This window comes from Orrella dioscoreae, from assembly GCF_900089455.2.
GTDB classification, from domain to species: Bacteria; Pseudomonadota; Gammaproteobacteria; order Burkholderiales; family Burkholderiaceae_B; genus Orrella; species Orrella dioscoreae.
The window spans coordinates 3,629,024-3,651,510 of sequence record NZ_LT907988.1 but is presented as its reverse complement, the minus strand read 5'-3'; the positions used below and the strand labels follow the sequence as shown (position 1 = coordinate 3,651,510).

18 protein-coding genes are annotated in these 22,487 nt (G+C 66.9%); 8 read left to right on the top strand and 10 right to left on the bottom strand.

What is annotated here, in order from left to right; genetic code table 11:
* Positions 1-10 precede the first annotated feature (10 nt).
* Positions 11-751, top strand: a complete 741-nt coding sequence (gene phbB / locus ODI_RS16890; RefSeq protein WP_067756956.1) for an acetoacetyl-CoA reductase — start codon at positions 11-13, stop codon at positions 749-751.
* Positions 752-832: 81 nt separating this feature from the next.
* On the opposite strand, the gene ODI_RS16885 is transcribed toward phbB, so the two are convergent.
* The 6 genes from ODI_RS16885 to ODI_RS16860 form a co-directional block, all read right to left on the bottom strand.
* Positions 833-1,996 (bottom strand): GNAT family N-acetyltransferase, encoded by a 1,164-nt coding sequence (locus ODI_RS16885; RefSeq protein WP_067756977.1) that lies wholly within the window; start codon positions 1,994-1,996, stop codon positions 833-835.
* On the bottom strand, positions 1,989-3,614 hold the full coding sequence (gene lnt / locus ODI_RS16880; protein ID WP_067756959.1) for an apolipoprotein N-acyltransferase: 1,626 nt from the start codon (positions 3,612-3,614) through the stop codon (positions 1,989-1,991). The genes ODI_RS16885 and lnt overlap by 8 nt, the downstream gene beginning before the upstream one ends.
* A gap of 2 nt (positions 3,615-3,616) precedes the next feature.
* Positions 3,617-4,510, bottom strand: a complete 894-nt coding sequence (locus tag ODI_RS16875) for an HlyC/CorC family transporter (protein ID WP_067756962.1) — start codon at positions 4,508-4,510, stop codon at positions 3,617-3,619.
* Positions 4,511-4,705: 195 nt separating this feature from the next.
* Positions 4,706-5,941, bottom strand: coding sequence for a CaiB/BaiF CoA transferase family protein (locus tag ODI_RS16870; protein WP_067756965.1), 1,236 nt, complete (start codon positions 5,939-5,941; stop codon positions 4,706-4,708).
* A 15-nt stretch (positions 5,942-5,956) separates the two neighbouring features.
* A complete protein-coding gene (locus tag ODI_RS16865) occupies positions 5,957-6,757 on the bottom strand; it encodes an enoyl-CoA hydratase/isomerase family protein (protein ID WP_067756968.1) in 801 nt (266 codons plus the stop codon).
* Positions 6,758-6,780: 23 nt separating this feature from the next.
* Positions 6,781-7,761: a Bug family tripartite tricarboxylate transporter substrate binding protein gene (locus tag ODI_RS16860; protein ID WP_067756970.1), complete on the bottom strand. Its 981-nt coding sequence runs from the start codon at positions 7,759-7,761 to the stop codon at positions 6,781-6,783.
* Between the two features lie 127 nt (positions 7,762-7,888).
* Between ODI_RS16860 and ODI_RS16855 the strand changes: the two genes are divergently transcribed.
* A complete protein-coding gene (locus ODI_RS16855; RefSeq protein WP_067756973.1) occupies positions 7,889-8,572 on the top strand; it encodes a GntR family transcriptional regulator in 684 nt (227 codons plus the stop codon).
* Positions 8,573-9,528: 956 nt separating this feature from the next.
* Here ODI_RS16855 and ybeY read toward each other — a convergent pair.
* From ybeY to miaB, 3 genes are read right to left on the bottom strand one after another with little or no spacing between them, the layout of a single operon-like run.
* Positions 9,529-10,023 carry an rRNA maturation RNase YbeY gene (ybeY, locus tag ODI_RS16850; RefSeq protein WP_067755555.1) on the bottom strand — a complete coding sequence of 165 codons (495 nt, stop codon included), beginning with the start codon at positions 10,021-10,023 and terminating at the stop codon, positions 9,529-9,531.
* The gene (locus tag ODI_RS16845) at positions 10,013-11,068 is read right to left on the bottom strand and encodes a PhoH family protein (RefSeq protein ID WP_067755558.1); all 1,056 of its coding nucleotides are present in this window, start codon (positions 11,066-11,068) and stop codon (positions 10,013-10,015) included. The genes ybeY and ODI_RS16845 overlap by 11 nt, the downstream gene beginning before the upstream one ends.
* Positions 11,065-12,495 (bottom strand): tRNA (N6-isopentenyl adenosine(37)-C2)-methylthiotransferase MiaB, encoded by a 1,431-nt coding sequence (gene miaB, locus ODI_RS16840; RefSeq protein WP_067755561.1) that lies wholly within the window; start codon positions 12,493-12,495, stop codon positions 11,065-11,067. Before miaB ends, ODI_RS16845 begins: the two co-directional genes overlap by 4 nt.
* 208 nt (positions 12,496-12,703) lie before the next feature.
* On the opposite strand from miaB, the gene yajC reads away from it, so the two are divergent.
* The 6 genes from yajC to ODI_RS16810 all read left to right on the top strand — a co-directional run bounded on the left by yajC (position 12,704) and on the right by ODI_RS16810 (position 20,230).
* Positions 12,704-13,054: a preprotein translocase subunit YajC gene (gene yajC / locus ODI_RS16835; RefSeq protein WP_067755564.1), complete on the top strand. Its 351-nt coding sequence runs from the start codon at positions 12,704-12,706 to the stop codon at positions 13,052-13,054.
* 163 nt (positions 13,055-13,217) lie between these two features.
* Entirely contained in the window at positions 13,218-15,089 is a 1,872-nt protein-coding gene (secD, locus tag ODI_RS16830) for a protein translocase subunit SecD (protein ID WP_067755565.1), read from the top strand.
* Between the two features lie 72 nt (positions 15,090-15,161).
* Positions 15,162-16,103, top strand: coding sequence for a protein translocase subunit SecF (gene secF, locus ODI_RS16825; RefSeq protein WP_067755568.1), 942 nt, complete (start codon positions 15,162-15,164; stop codon positions 16,101-16,103).
* Positions 16,104-16,257: 154 nt separating this feature from the next.
* Entirely contained in the window at positions 16,258-16,818 is a 561-nt protein-coding gene (locus ODI_RS16820; RefSeq protein WP_067755571.1) for an RNA polymerase sigma factor, read from the top strand.
* Positions 16,802-17,683 (top strand): FecR family protein, encoded by an 882-nt coding sequence (locus ODI_RS16815; RefSeq protein ID WP_082985364.1) that lies wholly within the window; start codon positions 16,802-16,804, stop codon positions 17,681-17,683. Before ODI_RS16820 ends, ODI_RS16815 begins: the two co-directional genes overlap by 17 nt.
* A gap of 81 nt (positions 17,684-17,764) precedes the next feature.
* A complete protein-coding gene (locus ODI_RS16810; protein WP_067755574.1) occupies positions 17,765-20,230 on the top strand; it encodes a TonB-dependent siderophore receptor in 2,466 nt (821 codons plus the stop codon).
* 72 nt (positions 20,231-20,302) lie between these two features.
* On the opposite strand, the gene ODI_RS16805 is transcribed toward ODI_RS16810, so the two are convergent.
* A complete protein-coding gene (locus ODI_RS16805; protein WP_067755576.1) occupies positions 20,303-22,411 on the bottom strand; it encodes a TonB-dependent siderophore receptor in 2,109 nt (702 codons plus the stop codon).
* Positions 22,412-22,487 lie beyond the last annotated feature (76 nt).

Below are 22,487 nucleotides of genomic sequence, written 5' to 3'. Positions count from 1 at the left end.
GAGATCCATCATGACTTTGCGTATCGCCTACGTGACCAGCGGAATGGGAAACACCGGCACCGCCATCTGCCAGGCGCTGGCCCGCGGCGGCCACCAGGTGGTGGCGGGCTGCGGCCCCAGCTCCAAGCGCCGCGTGGCCTGGCTGCGCGAGCAGAAGGCCCTGGGTTTCAACTTCGTGGCGTCGGAAGGCGACGCCACCGACTGGGAGTCGACCCAGGCCGCGTTCGAAAAGGTACGCCGCGAGATCGGCGAGATCGACGTGCTGGTGAACAATGCCGGCACCTCGCGCGACATGCTGTTCAAGCAGATGACGCATGACGACTGGTCGGCCGTGTTGCGCAGCAACCTGGACACGCTCTTCAACATCACCAAGCAGGTGGTGGACCGCATGGCCGAACGCGGCTGGGGCCGCATCATCAATATCGGTGCGGTGGCGGCCGAGAAAGGCCAGATCGGCCAGATCAACTATGCCACCGCCAAGGGCGCGGTGCTGGGTTTCACGCGCTCGCTGGCGCAGGAAGTGGCGGCGCGCGGCGTGACGGTGAACGCGGTGTCGCCGGGTTTCATCGCCAATGCGACGATCAGCGCCTTCCCGCCCGCCATGCTCGACCGCCTGACCGAGAGCATCCCCGTGCGCCGCCTGGGGCGGCCGGATGAGCTGGCCGCGCTGTGCGCCTGGCTGGCGTCGGATGAAGCCGCTTTCGTGACGGGGGCGAACTACGATATGAATGGTGGCGTGTACATGAGCTGAGCGCGGCCGAGGATCAGGTCTGCCCCAAGAAAATACGCGCCCGTCGGCGCGTATTTTTTGCGTGTCGAGGATCCGGGTCTGTCAGGCGCCGTGCTTGAAAGGCGAATGCCCGCCCAGCTCCGCCACATACGCCTCCACCCCCCGTGACTCCCGTTCCAGGAAATCCTCCACGGCCTGCGCGAACGCCGGATGCGCCAGCCAATGCGCCGATCGTGTCGGCACAGGCAGGAATCCTCGCGCCAGCTTGTGCTCACCCTGCGCGCCCCCTTCGATGACCGACACGCCTTGCGCAATCGCCCAGGCAATGGGCGTGTAGTACGACAGCTCGAAATGCAGGCAGGGCACGTCGGCCACGGCGCCCCAGTAGCGGCCGTACAACCGTCTTTCCCCCTCCACGATATCTGACAGCAGCAGGCAGGCGGCGATCTGCCGGCCGTCCCGTTCCGCCAGGGCCATGACGCAGTGTTCAGGCAGGGCCTGCCCCAGGTGGGTGAAGAAGTCGGGCGTCAGATAGGGATCGTTGCCGCGCAGGCGATAAGTGGCGGCGTAGCAGGTGTAGAAGAACGCCCACTGTTCGGGGGTGATCTGTCCGCCGCTCACCACGCGCGTGCTGACGCCAGCCTCCTGCACCTTGCGGCGTTCCGCGCGGATCTTCTTGCGCTTGGGTTGGGACAGGCTGGCCAGGAAATCCTCGAAACCGGACCACCCCGCATTGCGCCAATGGAATTGCGTGTCCGCGCGCAGCATGCAGCCCGCCTCGGCCAGGGCACGGGCTTCGTCCTCGCGCGGAAACAGCACGTGCAGCGAAGACAGCCTGCTTTCCTCGGCGATGGCGGGCAGGGCGCGGGCCAGCGCGTCGCGGGTGGCGGTATCTCGGGCCAGCAGCCGCGTGCCGCCGACGGGCGTGAAGGGAATGGCGCTGAGCCACTTGGGGTAATAGCGCAGGCCGTGGCGCTCGTAGGCCTCGGCCCAGGCCCAGTCGAAGACGTATTCGCCATAGGAGTGCCCCTTCAGGTACAGGGGCACGGCGCCGGCCAGCGAGCCATCCGCCTCGTCGCGCAGCAGGACGTGGCGCGGCAGCCAGCCGGTGCCTTCGCCGACGCAGCCGGTCGCTTCCAGACCGTGCAGGAACGCGTGGCTGAGCAGGCAGCCGGCGGTTGCGGCCAGGGCATCCCAGTCGGCCGCATCGACCTCGGCCAGGCTGTCGATGATCTGCAGCCGATAGCGCGGGGTGTCGTCAGCCATGGCGCGCGCGGCGGCGCCAGGCGGCAAAGGCCAGGATCAGCACGATGCCGCCCACTGCGGGAACATTGCCCACGCGGGCATAGGGCGTGAGCCCGCTGGTGCCTTGCACCGAGACGTCCAGGGTGCCTGCGTGCATGGCGCGCAATTCAGCCTGCACCACGCCGTCGGGGCCGATGACGGCCGTGGCCCCGGTGTTGGTGGCGCGCAGCATGGGGCGGGCGGTTTCCAGGGTGCGCAGGCGCGCGATCTGCAGGTGCTGGCGCAGGGCCCAGGAGTCGCCGAACCAGCCCAGGTTGCTGACGTTCACCAGGATCGTGGCGCCCGGCGAGCCATCGTCGCCGGGGAAGAGGGCGGGCAGCAGTTCTTCGCCGAAGACGTCCTCATAGCAGATGTTCAGCGCGACGTGCTGGCCGTCCACCGAGAACGGCGTCTGCCGGGCGGGGCCGCGGTTGAAGTCGCCCAGCGGAATGGACATGGCCTCGACGAACCAGCGGAAGCCGGGCGGGATGAACTCGCCGAAAGGCACCAGGTGGCGCTTGTCGTAGCGATGGCCGGGCTGGCCTGCCTGCAGGTCGGCCAGGGCGGTGTCGCCATCGATGCGGATGACGCTGTTGGTGATGGTGTTCGCCGCGCGGGCATGGATGGGCGCGCCCATCAGGATGGCGGCGTCGCGCTGTCCGGCCAGGTCGATCCAGGCCTGCCAGACTGCCGGCGCCAGCCGGTCCTGGAAGACCGGCATGATGGTCTCGGGCAGCACGATGAGCGCGGGCGGATTCGCGGCATCCTGCGCGGGCCGGGCGGCCAGCGCCAGGTGGCGTTGCAGGCCTGCCTGCAGCCGTGCGGGGTCGAACTTGTCGTTCTGGTCGACCGCGCCCTGGACCAGCAGCGTGCGCAGCGGTTCGCCGGCGGGACGCCACCATTGGATCTGCGCCAGCCCCCAGCCGCCCAGGGCGATGCCCGTGGCCAGCACTGCCGCGCCATGGCGCAGGCCGATGACGCGGGGGCCGCCGTCGCGGCCTGCGGCGCCGAGCGCGGGCCAGAGCAGGGCCAGCGCGGCGGCGGACAATGCCGCCGCGAATGCCACGCCATGCACGCCCACGATGGACGCCCAGCCGGCCAGCGGACTGTCGACATGGGCGTAGCCCGCGTTGAGCCAGGGGAAGCCGGTGAAGACGGTGGCGCGCAGCCATTCGCCCGCCGCCCAGGCCGCTGCCCAGGTCAATGCGATGCGGGGCGTGCTGGCGGCGGCGCCCGGCGCAAGCAGCCAGCGCGTGAGGCCAGCGGCCAGTGCGGGATAGAGGGCCAGATAGACGGAGAGCGCCAGCACGCCGCCCGCCGCGAGGGGCGCCGGCATGAAGCCGTAGGTGTGCATGCTGATATACAGCCAGTACACGCCGGTGCAGAACATGCCCAGGCCGAACAGCCAGCCACCCCAGGCAGCGCGGCGCGGCGTGGCGGCCGTCAGGCTGGCGCGCACCAGCACGGCCAGGGTGACGAGATGCAGCAGGGGCAGCAGCCACCCCGGCAGGGGGCCGGGGGCGAAGCTCAATGCGTGGAGAATGCCGGCGGCGAGCAGGCCGCCAGCGACCGCGAGGCGTCCGCGGGCAGCCTGGGCCACGCTCACGACTCGGTCGACGGGGTGTCGGCGGGCGGCGTGACGATGCTGCGGCGCACGCGCAGCCACAGGGCGCGGCGGGCGTCGGCGCGCACGACCTCGATGGCCAGGCCATCGCGCTCGACCGTGTCGCCGCGGCGCGGGATACGGCCCAGTTCGGCGGCCAGCCAGCCGCCCACGGTGTCGTAGTCGTCTTCCGGCAGCGCGGCCTTCAGCGTCTCGTTGAAGTGATCGATGTCGGTGGTGGCCGTCACGCGCCAGCTGGCGTCGCTTTCCGGGAAGATGGTCTGTTCGCCATCGACGTCGTATTCATCCTCGATGTCGCCGACGATCTGCTCGAGCACGTCTTCCATGGTGATGAGGCCCGAGGTGCCGCCGTGCTCGTCGATGACGATGGCCAGGTGGTTGCGGTTGATCCGGAACTCGCGCAGCAGCACGTTCAGGCGCTTGGACTCGGGGATGAAGACGGCCGGGCGCACCAGCGAGCGCAGGTCGAGATCGGGCTCGAGCATGCAACGCAGCAGGTCTTTCGCGAGCAGGATGCCGATGATGTTCTCGCGCTCGTCTTCATAGACGGGGAAGCGCGAATGGGCAGCGTCGATGATGGCGGACAGGAGGTAGGGCAGCGGCTGCGCGATGTCCAGCATGTCCATGCGCGAGCGCGGCACCATGATGTCGGACACCGTGCTCTCGGACACGTCGAGCGCGCCCTTGATCATGGAGTAGGACTCGGCGTCGATCAGGTCGCGTTCGTGCGCGGAGTCGAGTGCGGCCTTGATGCTGTCCCGATCTTCAGGTTCGCGGCGCAGGCGCCGGAACACGCGATCCAGCAGGGATTTGTTGGAGGATTTCGAGGGGCGCGACGCGTCCGCGTCGGCAGCAGGGTAGGGATCTGACATTGTCCAGGGGACGTAGTGAAGGTCGGGCCAGCATAACCGATACTGCAAGGCGCTTTTGTGAACACACCGCCGGGCTTGCGGGAAAACCCCCGGAAAATGAGGCGCCACGCCAGGGCAGAGCCCGCCGCGTGGCGCCTGGCGGGCGGATCCAGGGTGTCCCTGGTTTCCGGCCCGTCTTTCCTTTTTACGGATGGGTCAGGCCGGTTGGGGCGTCTGTTCGACGGCACGCACGACACCGGCTTCCATCAGTGCCGCGATCTTCGTCTCGTCGTAGCCGAACTCGCCCAGGATGGCGGTGGTGTCCTCGCCCAGCCGGGGCGCCGCGCGGTGGTACCGCGCCGGCGTGGCCGAGAATTTCACCGGCATGCCCACCGTGCGCACCGGGCCGGCCACGGGGTGTTCCTGCTCCACCACCATGCCGCGCGCCAGCGTCTGCGGATGCGACAGTGCCTCGCCCACCGAGTGGACCGGGCCGGCGGGCACGCCTGCCTCGTCGAAGGCGTCCAGCCAGTCCTGCGCGGGGCGGGTCTTCAGGATGGCCGTCATGGCCTCGGTCAGGCTGTCGCGGTTCTGCATGCGGTTGCTGTTGCGCACATAGCGCGGATCGTCGATCCACTCGGGCTTGCCCAGCACCTGGGCGATGCGCGTCCAATTCTTCTCGTTGGCGCCGCCGATGATGATCCATTGGGTGGCGGTGGGGAAGGCCTGGTAGGGCGCGGTCAGCACGTGGGCGGCGCCCGAGGGGCCGGGCGATTCGCCCGTGCCGAAATAGATGGCGGCATGCCAATACAGCTGCTGCAGGCTGGCTTCCAGCAACGAGGTTTCCACGCGCTGGCCTTCGCCGGTGCGCAGCTTGTGCTGGTAGGCGGCCAGGATGCCGAAGGCCGCGAGCAGGCCGGCATTGATGTCGGCCACCGAGTTGCCGGTGCGCAGCGGCGGGCCGCCGGGCACGCCGGTGATGCTCATGAGGCCCGAGAAGCCCTGGGCGATCAGGTCGAAGCCGCCCTTGTCGGCATAGGGGCCGGTGGTGCCATAGCCCGACATCGCGCAATAGATGAGGCCGGGATTCTCCTCGCGCAGGGTCTCGTAGCCCAGGCCCAGCTTCTCCATGGTGCCCTTGCGGAAGTTCTCGGTGACCACGTCGGACTCCCGGATCATGCGCATGACGACCGCCTTGCCCTCCGGATGCTTCAGGTCCAGCGCAATGGCGCGCTTGTTCCGGTTCAGCATCAGGAAGGGCGCGGACACGCCGTTGATGATCGGGTCGCGGTACTGGCGCGCGTCGTCGCCGCCGTCCAGCTTTTCCACCTTGATCACGTCGGCGCCCAGGTCGGCCAGCATCATGCCGCAGGTGGGGCCTGCCATGATCTGCGCCAGCTCGATGACGCGCAGGCCGGCCAGCGCGCCGGGAGGGTTGTTGGGGGTCGTCATGTCTGTACTCCTTGCTCAGCGCCCAGAGAAACGCGGTTGGCGCTTCTCCAGGAATGCCTGGTAGCCCTCGCGGAAGTCCGCGGTGTCGAAGCAATCGAAGCCTTCGTCCCGGTCCTCCGCCGTCAGCGTCTTGCCTTGCGCCAGGTTGCGGATGAATTTCTTGTGCCAGCGCGCCACCAGCGGCGCGCCCTCGGCGACGCGGCGCGCCGTGGCCTGGGCCTCGGCCTGCACCTGGGCATCGGGCACCACGCGGGTGACCACGCCCAGGCGCAGCGCCTCGTCGGCGCCGAAGATCGTGCCCTCCATCAACACCGACGCCGCCACGGCAGGTCCCACCAGGCGCACCAGCGGGCCGAGCTCCGAATAGGACATCACCAGGCCGAGGTTGCGGATGGGCACGCCGAAGCGCGAGCTTTCGCCGCAGATGCGGATATCGGCCAGGCTGGCGAGCTCCATGCCGCCGCCCACGCAGATGCCGTGGATCTGGGCGACCACGGGATGGCGGCAATCGGAGATGGCTTCGATGGTGCGGCGCATGGTCTGCCCGTACACCAGCGCCTGCTTCTTGTTGGCGCGCGAGGTCGTGAATTCGCCGATGTCGTTGCCCGGCGAAAAGGACTTCTCGCCCGCGCCGCGCAGGATCACGCAGCGCACCGAGTCGTCCTCGGACAATGCCAGGAAGGCATCGCCCAGGTCCCGCCACAAGTCGACGGTCAGCGCATTCAGTTTCTCGGGACGGCTCAGCGTCACCGTCACGATCGCGTCCTCGCGGGTGACGTCGATGCTGCCCGTCACCACGGTGTCGGCAGTGCTCATGCTTTGCTCCTTCTGGTGTTGCGTCAGGGTTTCTTCAGGCCCAGGCTGGCGGTCAGCTTGCCGTACTTGGTCCATTCCTTGTCCAGGTAGGCCTGGAAGTCGGCGGGCGTTTCGGGGCCACCGCCCACGTCCATGCCTTGCTCGGCGAGCTTGGCGCGCACGTCGGGATCCTGCAGGGTCTTGGCCAGCGCCTCGTCCAGCTTGGCGAGCACCGGGGCGGGCAGGTTGCGCGGCGCCAGCACCGCGTACCACTGCGTCACGTCCAGGCCTTCCACGCCGGCTTCGGACAGGGTGGGCACGTCGGGCAGCCGCTTGCTGCGCTGCGGGCTGGTCACCGCCAGCGGCCGCAGCTTGCCGGCCTGCACCTGGCCGATCACGCCGGGCAGGGTGTCGAAGTTCATGTCCACCTGGCCGCCCAGCAGGTCGGCGATGGCCTGGCCGCTGCCCTTATAGGGCACGTGTTCCATTTCGATCTTCTCGATCTGCGAGAAGCGCGCGGCGCTCAGGTGCTGCGGGCTGCCCATGCCGGACGAGGCATAGGTCAGCGCGCCCGGCTTGGCGCGCGCGGCGTCCAGCAGTTCCTTCACCGTCTTGAACTTGTGCTTGTCGGGATTGATGACCAGCACGTTCGGCACGGTGCCGATGTAGCGCACCGCGGTGAAGTCCTTGATCGGGTCATAGGACGTGGGCAGCACATAGGGCGCGGACACCGTGGATTGCATGTTGGCCAGCAGCAGGGTGTGGCCGTCGGCGTCGGCCTTGGACACCTGGTCGGCGGCGATCAGGCCCGAGGCGCCGGGCTTGTTCTCGACCACGATCTGCTGGCCCAGCACGTCGGACAGCTTCTGGGCCACGATGCGGGCCGACACGTCCGTGCCGCCGCCGGGGACGAAGCCCACGACAAGACGGATGGGTTTGCTGGGGAAATTCTGCTGCGAGTAAGCGGGCATGGCGACGGTTGCGGCGACGGCCGTGGCCAGTGCGAAAAGCGTCCGATTCTTCATACACCTGTCTCCTTTGGGGTTGCCAGCCTCGTCGTCTGTTCTAAGATGCGGGCTGGTCTGTTTGGTATTTTCTTGGTGTTTGGTATACCAAGATATAAAGTAGTCCTGATCCCAGTCGAGTTCACCTATGGTTTACCCTGCATCCGATGTTGCGGCGACCCCGTCGCCCTTTGCCATCAACCACCCTACGCTGCCTGCGGTGATTGCCGACCGCCTGCGCCAGCTGATCACCGACGGCACGCTCAAGCCGGGCATGTGGCTGAACGAGCGCGACCTCTGTGAACAGCTGGGCGTGTCCCGCACGCCGCTGCGCGAGGCCTACCGCATGCTGGCCTCGGACGGCCTGCTGTCCATCCAGCCCAAGCGCGGCGCCATGGTGATCGAGCTGTCGCCCGCCGACATCGAGAACATCTTCGACGTGCTGAGCGTGCTGGAAGGCCTGGCCGTGCGCCAGGCGGCGCAACGCGCCAGCGATGGCGAGCTGGCGCACATCTCGGCGCTGAACGCGCAAATGATCGCGGGCTACGAAGCCGGCGACATCCGCGCCTATTTCGCCGCCAGCATGGGCACGCACGTGGCGATCAACCGCGCAGCCCACAACCCGGCGCTGTCAGCGGTCTACGACCGCCTGAACCTGCAGGTGCAGGCACTGCGCTACAAATCGAACCTGGACCCGGATGAGTGGGCAGCCGGGGTGGCAGACCATAAGCAGTTCGTGGCGGCGTTGTTGCTGCGAGATGCGGATGGCGCAGAAAGGGCGATCCGGGCGCATCTGGGGAGCAAGAAGTCGTTCAATCTGCGGGGGCGGTGAAGGGGCTGGGAGGGGTTTCGTGTGGTGCTGTAGACCGCTGGGTTGACGGTTTTTGCACTGCTGGGTTGACGGTTTTTGCACCGCTTCGTTGACGGCCGCCGAGTGTGGTCGTGCCGTCGGCCGCCTACCGCGTGGTGGGGCGCCCACAGCGCCCCGCCCCCCGCAGAAGGCGCCCGCCGTCCCGCCCACCCTCGACGTCCTGCGGTGGAGTGGTGTGTACCGGAGTCGGGCACCCGAGTCCTGCTCGCATTCTTGCCGTCTGCTCGCTGCCTGTCCGAAGATCTTGGCTTGCCGCTGACCAATGGGCGCCCACAGCGCCCATTGGTCAGCATTCGGGAAAGCAAAAGGGGCAGCTAGTGAGAGAGGGGGAAGGGGAGTGGAGGTGGGGGGCATCGCGCTTCGGGCGGGGGCCCCCGTCAGGCTGCGTTGTCTGCTTGGAGGCGTTGTTCCGTCCGCGTGACTGAATGACGGGTGTCTTGCGCGCGCAGAGGCGTCGAGACTTACTGACGAGCCTGGCGGCTTCGGCCGCTCCGTGTCGGTGGTGGAGCAGCCTCCCCAAGCAGGCAACACGGCCAAGCGGCGCCCGTAGCCCGAAGCGCGCTGCCTCCCCCCTCCACCTCTCGCCCCCACTCTCCCAAAAGCTGCCCTATTGTTTTTCCGAATGCTGACCGGTGGGCGCTGTGGGCGCCCTCCGGTCAGCGGCAAGCCAAGATCTTCGGGCAGGCAGCGAGCGGCAGGCAAGAATGCGAGCAGGACCAAGGTGGCTGCCCAAGGTCCAGAACACAACATTGCAGGACGTCGAGGGTGGGCGGGACGGCGGGCGCCTTCTGCGGGGGGCGGGGCGCTGTGGGCGCCCCACCACGCGGCAGGCGCCCGACGGCACGACCACACTCGGCGGCCGTCAACCTAGCGGTGCAAAAAACCGTCAACCTAGCAAACTCCTTGCCAATAAAGATCTAATCCACCAGATAAGGATCAGCAATCCCCATCCCATCCAACACGGCAGTCTCCAGCGACTCCATCCGCCGCGCATCCCGTGCATTCAGATGGTCATACCCCAACGCATGCAGCGTCCCATGCACGACCAGATGCGCGGCATGATCCAGCAGCGCCTTCTTCTGCTCGCGCGCTTCCTTCACCAGCACCGGCACGCACAGCACGATGTCGCCATGCACCGTGCCGCCAGGGTCCGCGCCGTATTCGAAGGTCAGCACGTTCGTGGCGTAATCGCGTTCGCGGAATTCGCGGTTCAGGCGGCGGCCTTCGGCCAGGCCCACCAGGCGCAGGCTCAATTGCGCCGCGGCCGGTGGTTCCGCCATGTCGGCTGCCGCGCCCGCCAGGCCGCGCGCCACCCAGCGGCGCAGGCGCCAGCGAGGCAGGCGGGGCTCGGCCACGCCATACTGCACGGACAGCGACAGCATCGGCGCGTCGGCCCCGGTGTCAGGACGCATCGTAGGCAGCCGCCTGGTCATAGGCATCGACGATGCGCGCCACCAGCGGGTGGCGCACCACGTCGCGGCTCGTGAAGCGGGTGGTGGCGATGCCCTTCACGTGGGACAGCACCTCCACCGCGTGCGCCAGCCCGCTTTGCGTGCCGCGCGGCAAGTCCACCTGCGAAGGGTCGCCCGTGATCACCGCCTTGCTGCCGAAGCCGATGCGGGTCAGGAACATCTTCATCTGCTCGGGCGTCGTGTTCTGCGCCTCGTCCAGGATCACGAAGGCGTGGTTCAGCGTGCGGCCGCGCATATAGGCCAGCGGCGCGATCTCGATGGTCTGCTTCTCGAACAGGCGCTGCACCTTCTCGAAGCCCATCAGGTCGTACAGCGCGTCGTACAGCGGGCGCAGGTACGGGTCGACCTTCTGCGCCAGGTCGCCGGGCAGGAAACCCAGGCGCTCGCCGGCTTCGACGGCCGGGCGCGTCAGGATCAGGCGCTGCACGTTGTCGCGCTCCAGCGCGTCGATGGCGCAGGCCACCGCCAGCCAGGTCTTGCCGGTGCCGGCCGGGCCCACGCCAAAGGTGATGTCGTGCTTGAGGATGTTGTTCAGGTAGTCGCGCTGGCGCGGTGTGCGCGGGCGCAGGTCGCTGCGGCGCGTGCGCAGCGCGATGCCGCCGCTTTCGTCGTCCAGCGGCGGCAGCTCGGCCGGGTCGAAGGCCTCGGGCGCTGCGTCGGCGGGACCGCCGCGGCCCAGGCCCAGTTCCACCAGGCCCAGTTGCACATCGTCGATGGTGAGCGGCTTGTGCACGGCCTGGTCGGCGAAGCGGCGCAGTGCGCCGGCGGCGACCGCGGCGTGCTCGCCTTCCAGCGAGAATCGGGTGCCGCGGCGGGCCAGCGTGATGCTCAGGCCGTCGGCCAGCTGCTTCAGGTTTTCATCCAGCGGGCCGCAAAGGTTGGCCAGGTGGGTATTGTCGGCGTCGATGTTGACGATGACGGGCAGGGCGCGGCGGGTGCGGCCCTTGGCCGGGGTGTCGTCGGGGGTCTTGTCGTCGTGGCTCATGCGGTCGGGGTCTCCTTGGCCAGCTCCACGTCGGCGACGCGCGCGCGCAGCGTGTTGGAGCGGGCTTCGATGATTTCCACCTCCACCATCTGCCCGATCAGGCGGGCGGGGGCGGCGAAATTCACGGTGCGGTTGTTTTCGGTCCGGGCCATCAGCTCGGCGGGGTCGCGGCGCGACGGACCTTCCACCAGCACGCGCTGGCGGGTGCCCACCATGGCTTCGCTGATGGCGGCGGCCTGCTCGTTCAGCAGGGCTTGCAGGCGTTGCAGGCGCTGCAGCTTGAGCGCCTGCGGGGTGTCGTCGTGCAGGTCGGCTGCCGGCGTGCCGGGACGGCGCGAATAGACGAAGGAGAAGGCCGTGTCGAAACCGACGTCGGCGATCAGCTTCAGGGTCTTCTCGAAATCCTCTTCGGTTTCGCCGGGGAAGCCCACGATGAAGTCCGAGGACAGCGTCAGGCCGGGGCGGGCTTCGCGCAGGCGGCGCACGATGGACTTGAACTCCAGCACGGTATAGCCGCGTTTCATGGCGGCCAGCACGCGGTCGCTGCCTGCCTGCACGGGCAGGTGCAGGAAGGGCACGAGCTTGGGCAGCTTGCCGTGAGCCTCGATGAGACGGGGGGTCATTTCCTTGGGGTGCGAAGTGGTGTAGCGGATGCGTTCGATGCCGGGGATCTCGTGCACGTATTCCAGCAGCAGGGCGAAGTCGGCCATTTCCTGGCCTTCGCCCATGCTGCCGCGATAGGCGTTGACGTTCTGGCCCAGCAGCGTCACCTCCTTCACGCCCTGGTCGGCCAGGTCGGCCACTTCCACCAGCACGTCGTCGAAGGGGCGCGAGACTTCCGCGCCGCGCGTGTAAGGCACGACGCAGAAGCTGCAATATTTACTACAGCCTTCCATGATGGAGACGAATGCCGTGGCGCCATCGACTCGTGGCGGGGGCATTGCGTCGAATTTCTCGATCTCGGGGAAGCTGATGTCGACCTGCGAGCGGCCGTCCTCGCGGCGGCGGCGGATCAGCTCGGGCAGGCGATGCAGGGTCTGCGGGCCGAACACCACGTCCACATAGGGCGCGCGCTTGACGATGGCCTCGCCTTCCTGGCTGGCCACGCAGCCGCCCACGCCGATGACCAACTCAGGTTTCAGGCGTTTGAGGTGCTGGACGCGGCCCAGGTCCGAGAAGACCTTGTCCTGCGCCTTCTCGCGCACCGAACAGGTGTTGAAGAGGATGACGTCGGCGTCTTCCGGCGTGTCGGTCAGCTCGAGGCCCTGGTCGTCCCGCAGCACGTCGGCCATCTTGTCCGAGTCGTACTCGTTCATCTGGCAGCCGAAGGTGCGGATGTACAGCTTGCGGGGGGAGGCGCCGGGCGCGGACGGCGCGGCGGGGGCGGCGTCGGGGACGCCGGCGCGCTTGAGTGTGGTTTCTTGCATGGATGGGCGACCGTGACGGGGGGGACACCGCGGGCCGCTGAATAAGAGGGAAAAGCGGGATTTTAGCGCCCCTGGCCTGCCCGGCGCGGCGCCCGGGGGCGCCGGGGTGAAAACGGGGCCGCGCCCCCTCCGCGGTTGCTTGCCGGAACAAGTCTTGCAACCCCGCTACAATCGCCGATTACCCAAAATTCCAATCAGGAGAAATCCGATGCTCGCAACCGACAACCTCGGCCTCGTCCTCGCGCAGGCCGCCGCCAGCAGCGAACCCGCAGGCGCGCTGATGGGCATGCTGCCCATCGTCCTGATGTTCGTGATCCTCTATTTCCTGATGATCCGTCCGCAGATGAAGCGCCAGAAGGCCCATCGCCAGCTGCTGTCCGAGCTGGCCAAGGGTGACGAAGTCGTCACCGCCGGTGGCATCCTGGGCAAGGTCTCTAAGGTCAGCGACAACTACGTCACCGTGGAAGTGGCTGACCTGGCCGATCGCCCGGTCGAAGTGATCGTGCAGAAGCCCTCGGTTTCCGCGGTGCTGCCGAAGGGAACCATCAAGGCCCTGTGATAGTCCAGTGGTAGTCCCACCCCCGAAGCGCTGCGCGCTTCCCCCTCAAGGGGGCGGCGCCGGGGGACCGGCGAAGCCGGCTTCCCGGCGCCCCTGATGGGCCGAGGTCTTATGGGGGCGAAGGCCTCTCTACCAAGTTAGTCAACCACCTGCGTTTTCCTCCATGAACCGCTACCCCCTCTGGAAATACGCCACCGTCCTGATCGCGGTGGTGATCGGCCTGCTCTACACCTTGCCCAATTTCTTCGGCGAATCGCCGGCGGTGCAGGTGGCCAGCGCCAAGTCGACCGTCAAGGTGGATGCGTCCATGCTCGATCGTGTCGAGCAGCTGTTGTCCGAGGCCGGCCTCGAGACGACCGGCGCCAGCTTCGAGATGAACGGGCCCGTGGGCACCGTCCGCGTGCGCTTTGCCACGACCGACATCCAATTGAAGGCGCGCGACCTGATCGAGCGCTCCCTGAATCCCGATTCGGCCGACCCGTCCTACACGGTCGCGCTGAACCTGCTGCCCGCCTCGCCCAACTGGCTGACGGCTATCGGTGCCCGTCCCATGTCGCTGGGCCTGGACCTGCGCGGCGGCGTGCACTTCCTGCTGCAGGTCGACATGGATGGCGCGCTGAACTCGCGCTACGAGGCGCTCTCGAACGAGGCCCGCAATATCCTGCGCGACCAGAAGATCGCCGGCGGCACGGTCGAACGTGCCGGCCGCTCGCTGGTGGCCAGCTTCAGCGACGCCACTGTGCGTGACGCTGCGCTGTCGGCCCTGCGCGGCCGCATGCCCGACCTGCAGTTCACCGAGCGCCAGGAAGGCGATCGTGCGCAGGTGGTCGGCGTGCTGAGCCAGACCGCCATCGCCACCGTCCAGAACAACGCGCTGCGCCAGAACATCACCACGCTGCACAACCGGATCAACGAGCTTGGCGTCGCCGAGCCCGTGATCCAGCAGCAGGGCGGCGACCGCATCGTGGTCCAGCTGCCCGGCGTGCAGGACGTGGCCCGTGCCAAGGAACTGCTGGGCCGCACCGCCACGCTGGAAATCCGCATGGTGGACGACAGCCCCGCCGCGCAAAGCGCGCTGGCCAGCGGCACCGTGCCTTTCGGCCTGGAGCGCTACCAGGACCGCGACGGCCGTCCGCTGCTGGTGCGCCGCCAGGTCATCCTGACGGGCGAGAACTTGCAGGACGCCCAGCCCGGCCGCGACCAGCAAAGCCAGCAGGCTGCCGTGCACCTGACGCTGGACTCCAATGGCGCGCGCATCTTCCGCGACGTCACGCGCGAGAACGTCAACAAGCGCATGGCCATCCTGCTGTTCGAGAAGGGCCGCGGCGAAGTCGTCACGGCGCCGGTCATCCGCGTGGAAATCCCCAACGGCCAGGTGCAGATCTCGGGCAGCATGAGCGCCACCGAGGCCGCCGACACCGCGCTGCTGCTGCGCGCCGGTTCGCTGGCCGCCCCGATGGAAATCATCGAGGAACGCACCATCGGCCCGAGCCTGGGCGCGGACAACATCGCCAAGGGCTTCTATTCGACGCTGTTCGGCTTCATCGCCATCGCCGTCTTCATCATCGTTTATTACCACCTGTTCGGCATCTTCTCGACCATCGGCCTGACCTTCAACGTGCTGCTGCTGTTGGCGCTGCTGTCCATGCTGCAGGCCACGCTGACGCTGCCCGGCATCGCGGCCATCGCGCTGACCCTGGGCATGGCCATCGATGCGAACGTGCTGATCAACGAGCGGATCCGTGAGGAGCTGCGCAATGGCGCGACGGCGCAGCAGGCCATCCATCATGGCTTCGAGCGTGCCTGGGCAACCATCCTGGACTCGAACCTGACGACGCTGATCGTGGCGCTGGCGCTGCTGGCTTTCGGTACGGGCCCGGTGCGCGGCTTCGCGGTGGTGCACTGCCTGGGCATCCTGACCTCCATGTTCACGTCCGTGGTGGGCGTGCGCGCGCTGGCCAACCTCTGGTATGGCAACCGCCGCAAGCTCAAGAGCATTTCCATCGGCACCGTCTGGAAGCCCACCCAGCGCTGATCCGATCCCCGTTGATCCGACCTGTTAGCCGGGCGGCGCGTGCCGCCCGGACCGTCACCCGGAACTTGCAACATGGAATTTTTCCGCATCCATCGCACCATCCCGTTCATGCGCCACGCCGTGGTGCTGAACGCGATCAGCTTCATCACCTTCGTCCTGGCGGTGTTCTTCATCGCCACCCGAGGCTTCCACCTGTCCATCGAGTTCACCGGCGGCACGCTGATGGAGGTCAGCTATGAGCAGGCCGCCCAGCTGGACCAGGTGCGCACGGCCGTCACCGGCCTGGGCTACACCGACTTCCAGGTGCAGAACTTCGGCACCTCGCGCGACGTCATGATCCGCCTGCCGCTGGCAGAGGGCCAGACCACGGCCGGCCAGAGCGAGGCCGTGCTGGGCGCGCTGCAGGCCGCCGACAGTTCGGTCACGTTGCGCCGCGTCGAGTTCGTCGGCCCGCAGGTGGGCCATGAGCTGGTCGAGAACGGCCTGCTGGCGCTGCTCTTCGTGGTGGTCGGCATCATGATCTACCTGGGCATGCGCTTCGAATGGAAGTTCGCGGTGGCCGGCGTGATCGCCAACCTGCACGACGTGGTGATCATCCTGGGCTTCTTCGCCTTCTTCCAATGGGAATTCTCGCTGGCGGTGCTGGCGGGGGTGCTGGCCGTGCTGGGTTACTCGGTGAACGAGTCCGTGGTCATCATGGACCGGATCCGCGAGAACTTCCGCAAGCAGCGCAAGGCCACCGTGGTCGAGGTGATCGACGGCGCCATCACGCAGACGATCTCGCGCACCATCATCACGCACGGTTCGACGCAGATGATGGTGCTGGCCATGCTGTTCTTCGGCGGCCCCAGCCTGCACTACTTCGCGCTGGCGCTGACCATCGGCATCTGGTTCGGCATCTATTCGTCGGTGTTCGTGGCCGCCGCCATCGCCATGTGGCTGGGCGTGAAGCGCGAAGACCTGATCAAGCCGGTCAAGAAGGAAGGCGAAGAGGGCGAAGTCGAAACGCCTTGAGCGCCCGCGCCGCCCTCCAGCAAACCCGGCCCCTCGCCAGAGCGGCCGGGTTTTTTCATGACGGGGCGACGCGATGCAGAGCAAGGAGAATGATTCTCGTTATGTGATATTCTTTTTGCCTTGCCCGTCCGCAGCCGCCCCCCCCTGATTCGCCATGCTTTCCAACGATGTTTCTTCGCCGCTGGTCGCCAGGCTGGCCGGTTGTTACGACGAACTCGTGGCCTATGTGTGCCGCGCGGCCGGTCGTTTCCAGGTGGACCGGCACCAGGCACGCGACACGGCGCGCGAGGCGGTGCATGACGTCTGCCTTCAACTGCTGAAAGACAGGCACGTCGGCCAGGAGGCGCGCGTGCCGCTCGCCTTCCTGCGCACGTTGACCAAACGGCGCGCGATCGACAACCTCCGCCAGGAGACCGCACGGCGCCGGCTGGCCAGCCGCATGGAAGACACGCCGGACGCGTTGTCTCAGGCGGCCGACGAGACGTTTCAACCCGCGCGGCAGGCAGCCGCGCGCCAGTCGCTGCTGCGCCTGGCCCAGGCCATCGAGGCGCTGCCGCCGCGCTGCCGGGATGTCTTCGTCCTGCACAAGATCCATGAGTGGCCGCAGGCGGAGGTCGCACGCCACCTGGGCATTTCGCTCAAGACCGTAGAGAAGCATCTGCGCATCGGCGTGGCGTGCTGCCGGATGGGCTTGCGGGATGACGATGCTGCCTGACAGGCAAGGGCTGCCGCCTGATCCGAGGCAGCAGCAGGCACGGTCTTCCGGCGCGGACCACGCCGAAGTCGGCGTGGCGGTCGGCACGCATCGCGACGCGCTCAAGCAGCTGTTTCCCGTTCCGCCGTCCCGTGAGCCGCGCGGCAAGCGTGCCGTGACCGCCGGCGCGGCTGCGCTGCTCGCGGTCGCCGCGATGCTCTGGTGGTGGGATCCCGCGTATCGCAGCGAGCGCTACAGCACACGGGTGGGCGAGCGCGTCCAGGCCGAGCTGCCCGATGGCAGCACGCTGGTGCTGGATACGGGCAGCGCGGTGGCGGTTCAGTGGCATCTGCGCACCCGCCGCGTCACGCTGGTGTCGGGGCGTGCGCAGTTCATCGTGGCGCCCGCGACCTGGCGGCCCTTCCTGGTGACGGCGGGGCCGGCGCAGGTGCGCGTCGTCGGCACGCGCTTCGATGTGTGGCGCGAGACGCCGGACACCAGCAGTGTCTCGGTCTATGAGGGCCGTGTGGCCGTCTGGCGCAAGGGGCAGGCGCCCGAACGTGGCGTGTCGCTGCGGGCCGGCCAGCAGGCGCGGCTGCCAGCGCAAGGTGCGCCAGCGGTGCAAGCGCTGGAAAGCCGTCTCCAGGACGCCTGGAAAGAGGGGCGGCTGGTCTTCCAGGACACGCCGCTGGTCGAGGCGGTGGCCGCCATCCAGCGTTATCGCGGCACGCCCATCCGCATCGTGGATCCTCGTATCGGCACATTGCGGCTATCGGGCGTGTTCGACAGCAGCAACACGGACACGCTGCTGGCGCTGCTGCCTGGCATTCTGCCGGTGAAGGTGCTCAGCCTGCCCGGCGGCGGCGTGGCGTTGCGCAGCCGCTGATCTTTTTTTTGCTTCAGCAGGTAGGGTTGTGCGGGGGCTGATCCGACATCTTTCCCGATACCGTTCACCATCGAGGAAAGCATGTCGTTCCCCCCGCAACAACGCGTGGGCGCCAAGGCCGCCAGGCCTGCGCCGTTTGTCCGGCCTCGTGCGCTGGCCATCAGCCTGGCCGTGCTGTTCAGCGCCGGGGTGCTGGCCCTGCCGGGCAGGCCCGCGAAGGCGCAATCCCCCCAGGCAGCGGCCACGCTGCACGCAGTCAACCTGGCCGCGGGTCCGCTGAGCGAGTCGCTGACCCTGTTGGCCCGGCAGACCGGCGCCCAGATCCTGTTCTCGGAAGCGCTCACGGGCGGGCTGCAAAGTGGCGCACTGCACGGCAACTATGCCGCGGAGGACGCCTTGCGGCTTCTGCTGGCGGGCAGTGGACTGAGCGCGCAAGCCCATGGGGCACAGACCTATACCGTCATCCGCGCGGCGGCCCAGGCGAACGAGCCCACGGCCCTGGCGCCGGTGCGGGTGCTGGGGGTGACCGAAGGCAGCGGTTCCTACACGACCCACCTCACCAATACCGCGACCAAGCTCGATCTGTCGTTGCGGGAGACGCCCCAGTCGGTGACCGTCATGACGCACAAGCGCATGGAGGACCAGGGCTTGGACGAAATCTCCAAGGTGCTGGAGCAGACGACGGGGCTGTACTTCAACAATACCAACGTCGTCGGCGGCGACAGCAACTTCGTCTATTCGCGCGGGTTCGAGCTGCAGAACTACCAGGTCAATGGTGTACCGCGTTCGACGCGTTTCGGTTTCAAGAACGATATCGCCGATACCGCGGTCTTCGACCGGGTGGAGGTCGTGCGCGGCGCGAGCGGCTTGCTCAATGGTATCGGCGAGCCGTCGGGCGCGGTGAACCTGGTACGCAAGCTGCCCACGCGCGGGTTCCAGGCACACGTGGCCGCCAAGGCAGGTTCGTGGGATTTCTACCGCGTGGAGGGGGATATCAGCACACCGCTCAGCGAGTCGGACAAGGTCCGCGGACGCCTGGTCGCGGTGCACCAGGATAACGGCACCTTCATGGATCGCGTGAAGATGCGCAAGGACATTGTGTATGGGGTGGTCGAGGCCGATCTCATGCCGGGTACCGTGCTCTCGGCCGGCGTGGAATACCAGAAGCACCGCAGTACTGGCGCGGGCAGCGCGCAACAGGGCACGCGGCTGTCCTTCACCGATGGCACGCCGACGGGCTTTTCCCGTTCGGCCAACCTGGCAGCCGACTGGGCCTATACCGACCGGGAAAACCTGACGCTCTTTTCCACCTTGCAGCATTACTTCGAGAACGACTGGCGGGTGCAACTGGACGTGGAGCATTCACGCCGCGAATTCGACATCGTCCAGGCGGGGCTGAGCAACAACCTGACCCGGCAGGGCGGCGGTGCCTTCCGCGCCATCCGCTATGGCGGCAAGCCGGAGCAGAGTTCGGTGGGGCTCTATGCGACAGGCCCGTTCGAACTGTTCGGCCGCCGACATGAGCTGGTGCTGGGCGGCAATTTTTCGAAGATGGAGGGGCGCGACCGCGGCTTCCAACGCCTGGACGCGAACATCGGCAATGCGTCCGACTTCATCCGCACGGGCGATTACCCCTATACCTACCTGGCGCCCAACGGCAACGGCTCCACTACCCACGACAAGCAGAGCGGCGCCTATGCTTCGGCGCGTCTCAAGCCGACGGATCGCCTGTCCGTGATTCTGGGCGGACGCATCAGCAACTGGAAGACGCGCACCGATCGCTACACCGCCGCAGGCGCCTTTACGCGTGGCGTGACCAACGAGGAGTCGTCGGTGTTCACGCCCTATGCGGGACTGGTCTTCGACGTGACGAGGAACGTGTCGGTGTATGGCAGCTACACCGACATCTTCCAGCCTTCCACGAACTATGACAGCAACGGCGAACTGCTCAAGCCGGCGGAGGGCACCAATATCGAGGGCGGGGTGAAGCTGGCGTTCCTGGAGGACAGGCTGAACCTGTCGGCCGCCTACTTCGAAACGAAGAAGGACAAGCTGCCGGAGTACGTGCCGGGACCGGGTGGCAGCACCAGCTATGGCCCCACCGGGCAATACATCTATAAGGCCGTGGACGGCACCAAGACGACGGGCTACGAGCTGGAGGTGTCGGGCCAGCTCACGCCCGCGTGGCAGGTGGCCGGTGGCTATAGCTACAGCAGCCCGAAAGACGCCAATGGCGACGCGCGGCTGACCTACATTCCCCGCAGGATGTTCAAGCTCTTCACCAGCTATCGGCCTGCGTGGCTGGTGGAAGGCCTGACGCTGGGCGCCAATGTGCGCTGGCAGAACCGCATCTACGACGCGCAGCATTCGCAGGGCAGCGTGGCGGTGGTGGACGTGATGGCGCAGTACGAGGTGAACCGCAACCTGACGGCTACGCTCAATCTGAACAACGTATTCGACAAGGCGTACTTCACCAACATCAACGCCAACAATGGTTGGTACGGCGAGCCGCGCAGCGCCTACGTGAACCTGCGGTATGCGTTCTGAGGCGGCCGACCCTGCGCGCAGAAAAAAGGCCCGGCCTCTGCATGAGAGCCGGGCCTGATATCGCCGCGCGGATCAGAACTTATAGGAAGCGCTGGCGATGATGTTGCGGCGGGCGCCGTACCAGCAGTCACCGCGCGACAGGCACGTGGCCACGTAGGTCTTGTCGGTCAGGTTGTTGACGTTCAAGGCATAGCGCCACTTGTTGGTCTCGTAGGCGAGCAGGCCGTCCAGCAGCACGACCGAGGCGGTCTCGGGGGCGTTGCCGTCGGTGAACTTGCTCATCCAGCGCACGCCGGCGCCGGCCGAGAAACCGTGCACGTCGGCGATGGCGAAGCGGTATTTCGCCCAGGCGGAAGCCTGGTGCTTGGGAATGCCTTCCAGCTTTTCGTCCAGATTGATGTAGTTGTAGTGCGCGATCAGGTCGAGGTTGGCCGCGGGAGAGCCACGCCATTCCAGTTCCAGACCGCGGGTGCGGGTCTTGCCCACCTGTTCTTGTGTCGTGGGGTCCACCGCGCTTTGCACGAGCTGATTCTTCTCCTTCAAGTCATAGACCGACGCGGTGAAGAGGCTGCGGCCATCCCTGGACTGATGCTTCACGCCCAATTCCCATTGCTCACCGCGCAGGGGCTTGTAGGTGACATAGTCCTGATTCCGGGGAGTGCCCGCCACCGGCGTGAACGATTCGCTGTAGCTGATGTAAGGCGACCAGCCGTTGTCGGCGGCATACATCAGGCCAAAGCGCTTCGTGGTTGCGCTGTCGCTGTCTCCCGGGCTGCCTTCCGACACGGTGCGCGCGCGGTCGTGGCGCAAGCCCGCCGACACGATCCAGTTCTGGCCGATCTTCATCTGGTCCTGAAGATAGATGCCCGTCTGGCGTTGCTTGAAGCGGGCATCGTCCGTCAGCGTAGGCGTCACGTAGTCGCCGTACACTGGCTCATAGGGATTGATGTAGTTGTAGCCATTGGCGCTTCGGCTTTCACGGTTGTAATTGGACCAGTCGAAGCCCAGCAGCAGTTCGTGCTTGACGATGCCAGTCTGCACCTTGCCTTTCAGGTGCTGATCCAGCGTGTCGATACGCACCTTGTTTGTGTTGCCGTACTGAACACGTCCGACCTGGCTGGGATCCAGGGGATTCACGGCCCAGTTGCCGCTATCCGTAAAGAAGTCGGCGTAATGGGTGAAATAGTCGACTTCGTTGCGAGCGCGCCGGAAGCCTTGGCTGAACGACCAGTTGTCGTTGAACTGATGTTCGAACAGCCAGCCGATGCTGCGTCGCGTGGAGTCGTACTTGTCGTAGTCAGGTTCCCCAAGGAAGCGGTACGTGGGGATGGTGCCATTGGGTGAGGCCTGGATCGCTGACCAGGGCATGAATTGCGCGGTCGATCCCGACTTGTCTTCCTGCCATAGGGCTTGCAGCGTGAAGGAGGTGGCTGCGCTGGGGCGGTAGGTCAGGGACGGCGCGACCAGGCTGCGGTCGTCCGGCACGTGATGCACCTGGGTATCGGCATCGCGCTTCAGTGCAACCAGGCGGTACAGCAGCTTGCCGTCGGCGGTGGCGGGGCCAGTGATGTCCAACTGGGCCTGCTTGCGGCCATGGCTGCCATATTGAATGCCGGCCTCGCCTTGAAACTCCTCCTGGGGGCGCTTGCTGACCATGTTCACGACACCGCCGGTACTACCTTGGCCATACAGCATGGCCGAAGGTCCACGTAGCACTTCAAGCCGTTCCAATGTGAAGGGGTCGGTCCGTGTCGTGCTGGTGTAGTAGCCATAGGCTTGGCGCAGGCCGTCCAGGTAGGTCGATGCCTCGGTGCCCCGCACGCGGGCGCCATCCGAACGCGAGTCGACGCCATAGGCATCGGACCGCACCCCTGCCGCATAGCCCAGCGCTTCCTGGATGCTCGTCGCGCCCTGGTCCACCATCTGGTCGCGCGTCACGACCGTGACCGATTGCGCCGTCTCGATCAGCGGGGTGTCGGTCTTGGTGGCGGTGGCGGAGCGCTGCGCGGAGTAGCCTTGGACAGGACCTGTCGCGGTTTCGCTGAGGGCCTGGCCCTGCACCGTGATCTGCGGCAGCGAGGTGACGGGAGGCTGGGCTTGCTGGGCCAGCGCCAGGGCGGGCACCCAGCCCAGGGCCAGGAAAAGGCGGGTGGGAATCAGGGTCGAGTTGCGCGACGACATGTTGTGTAGTGGGTTTTTAAAAAAGAATTAATCGTATTTACATTCTATTTTTGACCTTCAAGAAAAGTAAAGAAAG